This is a genomic window from Curvivirga sp. (genome assembly GCF_965219885.1).
Lineage (GTDB): Bacteria > Pseudomonadota > Alphaproteobacteria > UBA8366 > Aestuariispiraceae > Curvivirga.
The window spans coordinates 5,001-16,935 of record NZ_CBDCOT010000009.1 but is presented as its reverse complement, the minus strand read 5'-3'; the positions used below and the strand labels follow the sequence as shown (position 1 = coordinate 16,935).

The 11,935-nt window shown below is 42.0% G+C and carries 12 protein-coding genes and 1 rRNA gene (1 of these 13 running past the window's edge); 8 read left to right on the top strand and 5 right to left on the bottom strand.

Annotation, left to right across the window (positions count from 1 at the left end; genetic code table 11):
- Positions 1 to 2: 2 nt before the first annotated feature.
- The 6 genes from ACOQOA_RS05600 (at position 3) to ACOQOA_RS05575 (ending at position 5,025) form a co-directional block, all read left to right on the top strand.
- Positions 3 to 548 (top strand): DsbE family thiol:disulfide interchange protein, encoded by a 546-nt coding sequence (locus ACOQOA_RS05600; RefSeq protein WP_420547665.1) that lies wholly within the window; start codon positions 3 to 5, stop codon positions 546 to 548.
- Positions 545 to 1,033 carry a cytochrome c-type biogenesis protein gene (locus ACOQOA_RS05595; RefSeq protein ID WP_420547664.1) on the top strand — a complete coding sequence of 163 codons (489 nt, stop codon included), beginning with the start codon at positions 545 to 547 and terminating at the stop codon, positions 1,031 to 1,033. The genes ACOQOA_RS05600 and ACOQOA_RS05595 overlap by 4 nt, the downstream gene beginning before the upstream one ends.
- Before the next feature lie 2 nt (positions 1,034 to 1,035).
- Positions 1,036 to 2,430, top strand: coding sequence for a c-type cytochrome biogenesis protein CcmI (gene ccmI, locus ACOQOA_RS05590; RefSeq protein WP_420547663.1), 1,395 nt, complete (start codon positions 1,036 to 1,038; stop codon positions 2,428 to 2,430).
- A 126-nt stretch (positions 2,431 to 2,556) separates the two neighbouring features.
- Positions 2,557 to 3,336 (top strand): hypothetical protein, encoded by a 780-nt coding sequence (locus tag ACOQOA_RS05585; protein WP_420547662.1) that lies wholly within the window; start codon positions 2,557 to 2,559, stop codon positions 3,334 to 3,336.
- Positions 3,337 to 3,365: 29 nt separating this feature from the next.
- On the top strand, positions 3,366 to 4,229 hold the full coding sequence (locus ACOQOA_RS05580) for a DUF2125 domain-containing protein (RefSeq protein ID WP_420547661.1): 864 nt from the start codon (positions 3,366 to 3,368) through the stop codon (positions 4,227 to 4,229).
- A 67-nt stretch (positions 4,230 to 4,296) separates the two neighbouring features.
- On the top strand, positions 4,297 to 5,025 hold the full coding sequence (locus tag ACOQOA_RS05575) for a substrate-binding periplasmic protein (RefSeq protein WP_420547660.1): 729 nt from the start codon (positions 4,297 to 4,299) through the stop codon (positions 5,023 to 5,025).
- A gap of 63 nt (positions 5,026 to 5,088) precedes the next feature.
- Here ACOQOA_RS05575 and ACOQOA_RS05570 read toward each other — a convergent pair whose 3' ends face one another.
- The 4 genes from ACOQOA_RS05570 to ACOQOA_RS05555 all read right to left on the bottom strand — a co-directional run bounded on the left by ACOQOA_RS05570 (position 5,089) and on the right by ACOQOA_RS05555 (position 8,778).
- Positions 5,089 to 6,063, bottom strand: a complete 975-nt coding sequence (locus tag ACOQOA_RS05570) for a prephenate/arogenate dehydrogenase family protein (protein ID WP_420547659.1) — start codon at positions 6,061 to 6,063, stop codon at positions 5,089 to 5,091.
- Between the two features lie 33 nt (positions 6,064 to 6,096).
- Positions 6,097 to 7,176 carry a histidinol-phosphate transaminase gene (gene hisC, locus ACOQOA_RS05565; protein ID WP_420547658.1) on the bottom strand — a complete coding sequence of 360 codons (1,080 nt, stop codon included), beginning with the start codon at positions 7,174 to 7,176 and terminating at the stop codon, positions 6,097 to 6,099.
- A gap of 141 nt (positions 7,177 to 7,317) precedes the next feature.
- The gene (pheA, locus tag ACOQOA_RS05560; protein ID WP_420547657.1) at positions 7,318 to 8,154 is read right to left on the bottom strand and encodes a chorismate mutase; all 837 of its coding nucleotides are present in this window, start codon (positions 8,152 to 8,154) and stop codon (positions 7,318 to 7,320) included.
- A gap of 123 nt (positions 8,155 to 8,277) precedes the next feature.
- Positions 8,278 to 8,778, bottom strand: a complete 501-nt coding sequence (locus ACOQOA_RS05555; RefSeq protein ID WP_420547656.1) for a PAS domain-containing protein — start codon at positions 8,776 to 8,778, stop codon at positions 8,278 to 8,280.
- 222 nt (positions 8,779 to 9,000) lie between these two features.
- Between ACOQOA_RS05555 and ACOQOA_RS05550 the strand changes: the two genes are divergently transcribed.
- On the top strand, positions 9,001 to 10,599 hold the full coding sequence (locus ACOQOA_RS05550; protein ID WP_420547655.1) for a SulP family inorganic anion transporter: 1,599 nt from the start codon (positions 9,001 to 9,003) through the stop codon (positions 10,597 to 10,599).
- Positions 10,600 to 10,633: 34 nt separating this feature from the next.
- On the opposite strand, the gene ACOQOA_RS05545 is transcribed toward ACOQOA_RS05550, so the two are convergent.
- Entirely contained in the window at positions 10,634 to 11,197 is a 564-nt protein-coding gene (locus tag ACOQOA_RS05545) for a nucleotidyltransferase family protein (RefSeq protein WP_420547654.1), read from the bottom strand.
- A 599-nt stretch (positions 11,198 to 11,796) separates the two neighbouring features.
- Between ACOQOA_RS05545 and ACOQOA_RS05540 the strand changes: the two genes are divergently transcribed.
- Positions 11,797 to 11,935, top strand: a 16S ribosomal RNA gene (locus tag ACOQOA_RS05540) (it continues 1,356 nt past the right edge of the window).

Genomic DNA, 11,935 nt, shown 5'->3' with positions numbered 1-11,935 from the left:
ATATGATGCGTCGTCTTCCTTTCATCCTTCCGCTTGTTTTATTTGCTGGTTTAGCAATTTATTTTGTTTTTGGATTACAACGTGCAAGTGAAGTTGGGACAGAATTTGTTCCCTCTGCGCTGATTGGTAAACCATTCCCTGAAATGAACTTAGCGCCTTTACAGCCAAATAAACCGGGATTGAAGACCGCTGATCTCAAAGGTCAGATCAGTGTTGTGAATGTCTTTGCATCATGGTGTGTACCATGTCGTGCGGAACATCCGATGATCACGCGTCTGGCGGAGAAAGAAGGCCTGAATGTTATTGGGCTTAATTATAAAGATAAGCCAAAAGATGCACGCAATTGGTTGGAGGAACTTGGTGATCCCTATATGGCGATTGGTATAGATCGTGATGGGCGTGGCGGCATTGATTTAGGTGTATATGGTGTACCGGAAACCTATGTGGTGGATCAGGAAGGCATTATCCGCTTCCGTCATGTCGGTCCAATCCAGTTACGCCATTTGGAAGATGATATTTTACCACTGGTGAAAGAGCTAAGCCAATGAGTATCCGTAAATTCATAATGATATTGTCACTGTTGCTTTTGCCGTTTTCAGTGCAAGCTGTACAACCAGATGAGATTCTGGATGACCCTTTACTTGAAGAACGCGCTCGTGTGATTTCAGAAGATTTACGCTGTCTTGTTTGCCAAAATCAATCGATTGATGATTCTGACGCTGACCTTGCAAGGGATTTACGCATTATTGTACGCGAACGCTTGGTTGCTGGTGATAGCAATGATGAGGTTTTGGAATTTATCGTTGCGCGTTATGGTAATTACGTATTGCTCGATCCGCCGATGAATATTCAAACTCTTATCCTTTGGGTCGGTCCACTCATTATCTTCTTGTTAGGGACTTTGGCTGTGGTGCTTTGGTATCGTGGACGCAGTTCTGTCCCAGAGATCGTTGAGGAAGTTCAAAAGGGCAAATTATCTGCCGCAGAAGAAAAACGCTTAAAAGAAATTCTTGGTGAAGAAGGTGATCAATAATTATGACTGAATTTTTGATTGTTGCGGTCCTATTTACCTTGATCATTATGGTTGTGATGGTTTGGCCTTTATTGTGTAAATCATCCGTTCAAACAGAGGCGAGCGTGGCGGAGTATGATGCCGCGGTTTATAAAAGCCAGCTTGAAGAAGTAAAACGTGAAGAGATACGGGGTGATTTAACAGCGGAAGAAGCGGAAGCCGCTCGCGTAGAAATTGCACGTCGTATCTTGCAATCGGATGCTGACAATCAAGAGGCAGCCCGTAAGAAAGATATTTCTAAATCTTTACGTATCATCATGGCTACTAGCTTTATTGGTATTGTCGCTGCAGCATCTATCGTTACCTATTTGAATTTGGGAAATCCGGGCATGCCAAGTTTTCCTTATGCGGAACGTGAAGGAGAAAGAGAAGCCGCACGTTTAGCTGAGCAAAATCCTGGTATGGATACTGCTATTGCCAATGCAAAGCGTCAGGCAGAAGAAAATCCTGATCTGCTAGATGCTTGGTTGGATTTAGCTCTTCTTCAAATGCAGGCTGGTAAACCGAATGAAGCGGTATTTTCTTATGCGGAAGCGGTGCGCGTAGATCGTTACGCACCTGGGGTTCTTGCTGCTTATGGTGAGGCGCAAGCATTAGCTGCAAATGGTAATATTGATGAACAGTTAAAGGCACTTTTCGAAGAGGCTGCGTCTCTAGATGCAGATGATCCAAGACCTGTATTTTATCTTGCACAATTTGAATATCAAAAGGGCGATCCAAGGAAAGCATTAAATATCTTGATCGATCTTATCAAAAACGCACCTGAACAAGCGGGTTGGACAGCGGCTGTTCATCTAGAAACGATGCGTATGGCAGAAGCTGCGGGTATTGATATTTCAGATCAGCTGGCAGAACTTAATACAGAAGCACCTTTCGCAAATGCACCTGCTGGTGTTGATGTGAGTGGCATGAGTGCAGAAGAACGCGATGACATGATCACTGGCATGGTTGATGGACTAGCAGAAAAATTAGCGGATAACCCAGATGATCTTGAAGGGTGGCAGCGCTTGGCACGTGCAGCGACTGTGTTGCAACGTGAAGAACAGGTTATTGAAGCTTATGATAATCTTCTTCGTTTGGAGGGAGAAAGCATTACTCTGTTACTTGAAAAGGCAAATGCGCTGATGGAAGTAAATGGTGGACGCCCTACTGCTGATGTACTTCAGGCAATGGGAAGTATCTTACAGATTGACCCTGAAAATGCAGAGGCATTATGGTTTAGTGGCATGGCTTCTTTAAGTATTGGGGAAAAAGAGAAAGCGGAATTATTGTTTAATCGTGCTTTAAACAGTGTCGGCAAGGATGCTCCTGAATATGAAGCGTTGAAAGCACAAATTGAGCTATTGCTGGCAGAGTAATGTATTCATCTTTGGTTGTATAAGTAAAATTAAATTAAAAATGTATTTTAACTATTTGCTTCTTAAGGCATACTAGAGCTCCCAAAGGATTTATTGGGGCATTGCATCTACTAAAGGAGCTTAAACGTGAATAACAATAATCAAAAGAAAATGTTCCGAATTGAAAAGACTATGCGTGAGGCTGCAAATTCATCAGCTAAACGTGGAACTATGTTTAAGCCGGAAGATGTAGCTGATGAAGATGCACGTTTTGCGATCCTGTTGAAGGAAATGCGCTCCTTACGTGAGGAAATGTCAAATATTCAATCCATTACAATTGAAAAACAGCAAGAAGAAGTTGCGCCAACAAAAGAAGTGATGGATGACTATAAACAGCAAATTATTGACGCTAATAATCTAAGAAATGATCTGAAGGAACTTTCTGATGCGATTGAAGCGACGAAAGTTGAAATCGCTGCTTTACGTGCCGATACACAAAATGACGATAAAATTCATGTTGCTAGTATGGAATTATCTGCTGTTGTAAGTGATACCGAAGTTGCGACTGATGGTATTATTGAAGCCGCTGAGACGATTGAAACTCTTGCTGATCGACTTCGTATAGAAATTAATGATGACTCACAAATTGAAGTTCTGGATGAGATTGCAGAACGTGTGATTAAAATCTTTGAATCCTGTAACTTCCAAGACATCACCGGACAACGGATCACCAAAGTTGTGAATACGATGAATTTCATTGATGAACGTATTCATGGCATGATGGAAATCTGGGGTGGTAAAGAGCTGTTTGCTGAGCTTACACCTGAAGCAGAGTCTGAACAGCATCCAGAAGGCGATCGCCTACATGGTCCTGCATTACCGGGTGCAAGTATTTCTCAGGATGAAATCGACGCATTGTTCGACTAACTTATTTTAATTGTTAAGGAGGGACGTCCTTGTCCCAGAAGAAGCTGATCCGAATTAGCTTGATAATTCTTGCTGTTCTATTTTCTGCCTATGCCTTTTTTTGGTATTGGTCTGCGCTTAAGGTTGTGACCACACTCGACCAGGAAATAGTGAGATTGAAAGACCATGGTTTAGATGTTCGTTACGAAAGTCAGCGGACGATGGGATTTCCATCTCGTTTAAAGTTGAAGTTAAAAAATATTGTTGTCTATCCTGAGACAGGTGAAATTGAGACTCCTCTTTTAGTTGCTCAAGAGATGTCACTTGCCGCTAGCATGATCAATCCTGTTTCTTTTGTTGTCGGTCAGCTCTCACAAGAAAGCGATAACTCACACTTTGATTTAGCCGACTTGGACAAGATCGTGTTCACAGCCAAGGATGTCAGGTTCAAGCAAGGTAGTATGACGCCTTTGGCTGATACATTGGATAATATAGAAATCCAACTAAATGCATATGGTCCATTGGCATTAAACGGCAATACAGTTGAACGTTTAACAACATGGCAGCAAGGTCAAGGATATTTGGATATCTCTATGGCAGCGATCAGGTGGGCAGAACTCTTTATGGATGGTCATGGCAAACTTGCATTGGACCAAGATTTACAGTTAACAGGGAAATTAGATACGAATACGACTGGTTTACCTGATTTCTTATCTGGATTAGGGAAAAAGGGTGTTCTAGATCGTAATGTCGCTGGGCTTGCTGCTGGAAGTATTCAGTTTTTCTCAGTACCAGTCGAAAATAAACTAAACGGTAAGGTCAGAGAGTTTTTCTCAGTTCCTATGAGTTTTGTGGATGGTGAGTATTATCTTGGTCCATTAAGGTTGGCAAAATTAGGACCGATTGTAGATTGATCTAATATTTCTTGATATATATTTAGGGTTGTCTAATATAAAATAAATGAAATGTTAGTTCGACTTGATGAAAAAGATATTTACTCAAATCCAAATTACGCTTTTTGCACTTTTTTTAACTTCTTCGGCATATGCGAATGATGTTCTAAGGTTAGGTGCAAATGTTTGGATGCCGTATGTTATGCAGGATGCTAATGGTATTCACGGTATAGCAGTCGATAAAGCCTTTAAGATATTTTCAGAAATTGATAAGGACTTGAAAATTTCACTGCTACCTTTCAAAAGGGTTCTTCAGCACGCGAAAAATGGTACTACCCATGGTGTTTTGTTAAGTGCCAATCGTTCGGACCGTCAGGAATATCTCGCTTTTACCTTGCCTGTATTTTGTGAACGCCGAATTTTTATTACGACAGATAAAAGAAAGTTTGATTGGCAAGATTCAAACCAACTACGAAGCAAAAGATTGGGTATGGGATTAGGATATTATGTCGGGAAGAGAATTAATGAATGGGTTGAGACGGGCTTAATTCCGCCTATTACCAAAGCTAAGGATGAAAGTTTGTTTGAGCTTTTAAAGAATGATCGATTGGACTTTATTATTTATTCTGAAAAAGAGTTTATTGAATTTCAAAAACTGGGTTCTCAACATGTTGATGGATTAAGTGTGTTGGAAGAACCTTTGAATGAGCTCACCCTGCATATTGGATTTTCAATACAGCATGACGGCGTTGCATATCGTGATAAGGCTAATTCTATTATTCAAAGATTAAATTTGCAGGAAGATTGCAGTGGTTAAGTAATTCAGTCGCACTCTTCTTTGACTTAGGAGTGCGACTAAATTGATTATTAATATGTTGATTTAATCTTCCGAACCGGGCCCAACACGGTGTCCACCTTGCCAATCCACATAGGGAGACCTCGCTGGTTGCTCCACCACTTCTCGGCGGATTTTACGCGTTCGGGTGAACCAGTCTTCTAGCTGATCTGCATCATTCCAGCGAATAGCACGTTGAAGGGCGACTAAATCTTCGGTGAAACGTCCAAGCATCTCCAGGACCGCATCTTTATTGGCTAGGAAAACGTCACGCCACATAACTGGGTCAGAGCCGGCGATACGGGTAAAGTCACGGAAACCAGAACCAGAGAACCTAACAACTTCATTTGTTTCCACCATCTCTTCAATATCAGCATCTTCTTTTTCAAGATGCCCTTCCAGATCCGCAGCGGTTCCGACGATTGTGTAAGCAATCAAATGTGGTAAATGTGATGTTATCGCCAAGACACGATCATGATGTTTAGGACTCATTACATCTACAATGGCTCCGATTTCTTTCCACATAGATACAACTTTGCGAAACGCGGCTCTATCTGTGCTATCGGCAGGGGTGATAAGACAGTAACGACCATCAAATAGCTCAGCGAAACCTGACGCAGGGCCTGAATTTTCCGTACCCGCAATTGGATGTCCCGGCACCAAATGAACTCCTTCGGGTAAATGAGGTTCTACATCTTCTATTACTTTCATTTTGGAAGAACCAACATCCGTTACAATAGCCCCTCTTTTTAAACCAGGTGCCATTGCTTCTGCGATTTTTGCATTTGCGCCCAGAGGTGCACAAAGTACAACTAAGTCAGCATCTTCAACTGCTTTGGCTGGATCAGCTTCCGCAGAATCAATGAACCCCAATTCAAGAGATTTATTACGAGTTTCTTCGCTGCGCGCAGAACCTACAATATGCCCCGCAAGGTTATCACGCTTCATCGCGCGCGCCATAGAGGACCCAATCAGGCCCAGACCGATAAAGGTCACTTTTTCAAACATTGGCGAAGTCATTTTCTCGCCCTTTCTTGTAGAACTAATCTTTTATTAGCCTTTGAAGTTACGTAATACGTCCAAAAGCAGCTTGTTTTCTTTTTCCGTACCGATGGTGATACGGATATATTCTGGTAACCCATATCCCCCCATCATTCGTGTGATCACACCGTTTTTATGCATATAGTCATAAGCCGCTTGTGTTGTGTCAGCATCTCCAAATCCTGCGAGTAAGAAGTTACAAACGGATGGGGGCACAATTGCGCCTAGTTTTTCCAACTCATTTGTCAACTTAGGAAGCCAAACGTTATTATGTGCACGTGCATCATCTGTATGTGAAAGATCTTCCACAGCCGCAACACCTGCTGCTTGTGATGGTGCAGTTGTATTAAATGGGCCACGCAAACGATTTAGTAAATCGGTAACTTCTGGTGATGCATAACACCAACCAAGACGAACAGCAGCCAATCCAAAGATTTTGGAGAATGTACGTGTCATGACAACATTGGGATACTTCTCTACAAACTGAGATCCATCAGAATAATCATTACGTTCCACATATTCTGCATAGGCAGAATCCAAGACCAACAATACATTTTCTGGTACACCTTCAACCAAAGTCTTCATTTCTTCAGTGGTAAGATAGGAGCCAGTCGGATTATTTGGATTGGCGATGAAAACAATTTTGGTTTTTTCATTGATGCTATCCAGTACGGCTTGAACATCTGTACGCAAATTACTTTCAGGTGCTTGTACCGGTGTGGCGCCCACTTGTTTCGCATTGATTGGATACATCAAAAAGCCGTGCTGAGAATATAAGACTTCATCACCCGGGCCCGCAAAGATACGTGTGAGGAATGTCAGAATTTCATCAGAACCTGCACCACATGTGATTTGTTCAGGATTTAGGCCAAACCGTTTACCGATAGCATCACGTAATTCTACGGCGCCACCTTCGGGATATCGATGGAGTTGTGTCGCGGCAGCTTGATAAGCAGCCACTGCCTTGTCACTTGGGCCTAACGGATTTTCGTTAGCAGACAGGACAACTGGTTCTGCAATGCCTTCAACTTCATGGCTTCCAGGCACATAAAGCGGACAATCGGCAATTCCAGGACGTGCAACTAATGGCATTTTGAATACTCCATCTTATGAGTGTTTTAAATTGGTTTAGAGGTTAGGGTTGAAAATGATGAAAGACAAGTAGATTTGCGGGCTTGATCGACAAGCCCGTTCCTAAAATCTCTTTCATATGAAAATAGAGAAGGGCTAAGCCTAAAGAACAGCTTTCGCATAATACCCAATGATATGGGTACGCATTACGGAATCGCGAATTTCCAATTTTTCAATTGCTGGGTGGTTAGATTCGATAAAGCCGTCGAGCTCAACAAGATGTAACCAACCTTCTGAGGCAGTACCAACAGATACTGTATCAAGAAACGGCTGTAATCCCGCAGCTTTAAGATATGCCTGTAACCCATCGCGACTTAATTGTTCACCTGTCTCAACAACAAGCATTGTGCAATCATCACCTGTCGGGGCTAGAGGGATATCTGCGACAGCGAATACCTCTTCAACTTCACCACGTAATGATCCAGTCCCAGAGAAAGGTAAATGTCCGATAATCTTTGGTGCATTAGGCACAAGTAAACCTGTCCACCAATCAAGGGAGTTTTTCTCTGTTGGTTTGGGAAGTACCGCGACACCGGACGTACCTTCAAACACACGATTTAATGTATCGCGAATACTGCCATGTGCGGTAAGAGGGGTTTGTGCACCAAATTGGTCGCGCGCCATATCCCATATCGCCTGATGGTTTTCATCTACATAAACCGCAATTGAATAGCTATTTTGAATTTGTGTGAAAGCCGCAATCATTTCTTGCCACATGCGTGCTAATGAAACGAAGGGGAACGGCCCTTTATGACGTGCTTTCAGGCGGCGTAACATATCTGCCTCACGCGCAGGACGAATAGGTAATTCGTTTGCCTTTATACCTTTAGCTGCAGCAACGTTAGACACAACTTCCGCACGTTCCATGATTAGATCGTGAATATTATCATCAATCTCATCAATACGTTTACGTAATTCGTCTAATGACGGTTGTGTCATTGTTTCATGCTCCAGCTTATGTTTTTCCAATCTTTATTGGTACAGGTTAGGTATCTTGAAATTCGATTAAAATCAAAAGAAATTTTAAAAAGAAATTAGTTAAGTACGGTTATAAGGAGAAGATTATTCTGTTGATGAAGGGAAATCGGCTTTTTCGATAAATACAACAGCCATTAAAATGCTTTCTGCCTCTGCTGTGTCTCCACCTAAGGGTAGAATAATGCCTTGTGCGTGATCAATCCTAGGGTCATGCCCCATATACTCCATACTAAGCGCAATTGCACGATGGGTGTTTCCTGCGACTCTCATACATTGAAAGAGATTTGTTGTTTCATTTTGGTGGGGTATCTCTGACAAATGTTGGTGATGTCTGTTACTGCACGTGTGGTGATCAATTGTTTCACCAATTAGGTCATACTGGAAATCAATGATTTCACCTTTCGTATTTCTTAAGATACGAAGTAACTCCACATTAGGCAGAATACGAACAATCTCTAACGGATCAATAGCTTTGCGATGGGGAAGTTTATCTGACTTATTTTGATTGCACCAATACTCATAGGCATCTTTTAACTTGCCACTAAGAGTACTGAGTTCAATTAAGTTTTTCAGGTCGTTGTGCAAAGGTTTATCATCCTAATCTTATTATTATATAGGCATTATATAGTAATGAGACCATCGCGTCATGATTAAGTTAACATAAGTTTCTTTGAATTTTGCTAGCTTTTTATAAATTGCTCCTCTATAACCGCGCCAATTAAATTCATGATCAAACCTATACTTATGGGGATATAAGATAGGTCTCTTGCCACGATATATGGCGCGATCACAGATAGGATTATTGCAGTGAAAGAAAATATTCTCGGTATACCGGATAACGATTCGTTATCCTTACCCGTTCGCATAAAAACAGAAGTACTTGCCGGGTTAACCGTTGCGTTGGCATTGGTGCCGGAAGCTGTTGCTTTTGCTTTTGTTGCGCAAGTTCATCCTTTGGTTGGTCTGTATGCCGCCTTTATTGTCGGTTTGATTACGGCCGTTTTTGGTGGTCGTCCGGGAATGATTTCCGGGGCTACCGGCGCTCTGGCTGTTGTGATGGTGTCCTTGGTGGCGACACACGGTGTTGAATATCTTTTTGCTGCAGTGGTTTTGATGGGTATCTTACAGATCACCTTTGGTATACTGCGTTTGGGTAAGTTTATTCGGATGGTGCCGCATCCTGTTATGCTTGGCTTTGTGAATGGTTTGGCGATTGTTATCTTCCTTGCCCAGATGACGCAGTTTAAAGTGAAAGATACAGCTACTGGTCTAATGGACTGGATGGCTGGTGATACAATGACCTTGATGTTGGCATTGGTTGCATTAACGATGGCAATCATTTGGGCTGCGGGTAAATATGTGAAATTTATTCCGGCACCTTTGGCTGCTATCCTTGTTGTTTCTCTTATTGTGATTTTTGGAGACCTACCAGTTCCACGCGTGGGTGATATGGCACAAATCGCAGGAGATCTTCCAGATTTCCATATTCCCATGATACCTTTTACTTTAGAAACCTTATGGATCATTCTTCCTTATTCGGTGATCCTTGCCGCGGTTGGTTTGATTGAATCACTTTTGACACTTAATCTCGTGTCCGAAATTACAGAATCTCATGGCGGGGCAAGTAAAGAATGTGTGGCCCAAGGTGCCTCCAACCTTGTGACTGGTTTTTTTGGTGGTATGGGCGGTTGCGCTATGATCGGTCAATCCATGATTAATGTGAAGTCTGGCGGTCGGACGCGTATTGCCGGTACGGTGGCTGCGTTATTCCTATTAGCATTTATCTTATTTGCGTCCGGGTTGATTGAACAAATCCCATTAGCTGCGCTGGTCGGTGTGATGTTTATGGTCGTGATTGGCACATTTGCCTGGAATTCACTTAAGATCATGACCAAGATACCGAAGTCAGATGCTTTTGTAATTGTTCTTGTAACAGCAGTAACCGTGATTAGTGATTTGGCTGTCGCGGTAATTGTTGGTGTCATAGTTTCTGCATTGGTTTATGCATGGAATAGTGCAAAGCATATGTCGGCACGTGAAGAGATTAACGAGCAAGGCTCTAAAGAATACCATCTCTTTGGTCCTTTATTCTTTAGTAGTGTGACAAGTTTCAACGGTTTGTTTGATCCTAAGAATGATCCTGAAGATGTGATTATTGACTTTAAAGGATCGCGCGTATGGGACCATTCAGGCCTGCAAGCAATTGATGCGCTGGCAGAACGTTATCAACAAGAGGGTAAAACACTTCACCTGCGTCATTTAAGCGAAGACTGCCGACACTTGCTTAATAAGGCGGGAGATATGATTGAAGTATCCGTCATTGAAGATCCTCAATATGGTGTGGCGGTCGATTATGACGAAGCCTATCATGACCTGCCTGATGATAGTGAAAAGGCAAAAGCATAATTTCTAATAAGCCCGGTCCAATGGATCGGGCTTATTAGTTTATAACTGTCAGTTTCGGCCAGTAACGCTGCCAATTCTTCTTTGATACTCTATTGATGAAAACAAAGTTTAGTTTAGATTTAAATTTGTGCGTTGGTCTCAGGATAAGGTTATAGATATCTTCTAGTCCAAAAGGCGCAATGATCTCCAGTTGGTTTTGTTTGTTTAGACGTATGCCGATTGATGTGCAGGTCTCTACCCAATAGCGCATTGCATCTTCTGTATCTGTATAAGGTAGATCTTTATTTCGCTTATGCATGACAGCTTGATTCTTAATCGACCAATCTCCCAAGCTAAAGGTGATATCGAATGTTGTTTTATTTAATCGTATCTCGAGTTCTTGTTCATTCAGATTACATGTTGGATCGAAATAAAGAACATCAATATCACTCTTATAATGATAATCTGTAAATCCATGCATATGGTCCCAGATCTTATTTCTTATAAAGCCTGCTCCAATCCAGCTATCGTTTAGATGAAGGGATTGATGGATCTTAAGTGCTTCCATTCTCACAGGGTCATTTGTGATCAGTTCTATTGTTTTCGCTAAGAGCTTCATATTCACTATTACCTAGTACCATTTTTTTGAAAATACGATTTAAACCCACATTATATGAATCAGAAGGAGGGAAGAATACGAAAATACTCTAGATAATTTAGAATTCATCGATGTGATTCATAAAATTTAAGACATTTTCTTGGTAAGCTGTACCGTTTGGGTGCTCCCATAGCGGTGTGGCAAATAAGAATGCAAAAAAGATGAGTTATAAAGGCGCAGTTTTCTGCGGTTTTTATATTTTTTTCAAAAAAACTTAAAAAAGTTTGTAAAAAGGGGTTGCGTGGTTGGGTAGATAGGCCTATAAACCGCCCCACGCCACGGGGGCACACACTAAAGAGTGACACTGGGGCGGATCAAAAAAGAGAGATAAAACAGTAGCTTAGCTGAAGCGATGAGGTTAGGTTGTTTTTCTTGCGGTTTTGGTTTGTTATTTGAAAATAGAATAAGACAGGAAGGGATACGCGGGCTGTGACTGGTTTGGTTGCAGGAGTGTTAAGGTTGTTTTGGCCGAAAGCATTGACCGTGTATCTTAGACAAAACATACATGTACGTTAATGAATTTGGGATTGAGCGTTTATGTTGGAGTTTAGGCTCTGCATGAACCTTAGAGTTTGATCCTGGCTCAGAACGAACGCTGGCGGCAGGCCTAACACATGCAAGTCGAGCGAGAAGGTATTTTCGGGTACTGGAGAGCGGCGGACGGGTTAGTAACGCGTGGGAACGTGCCTTAAGGTCTGG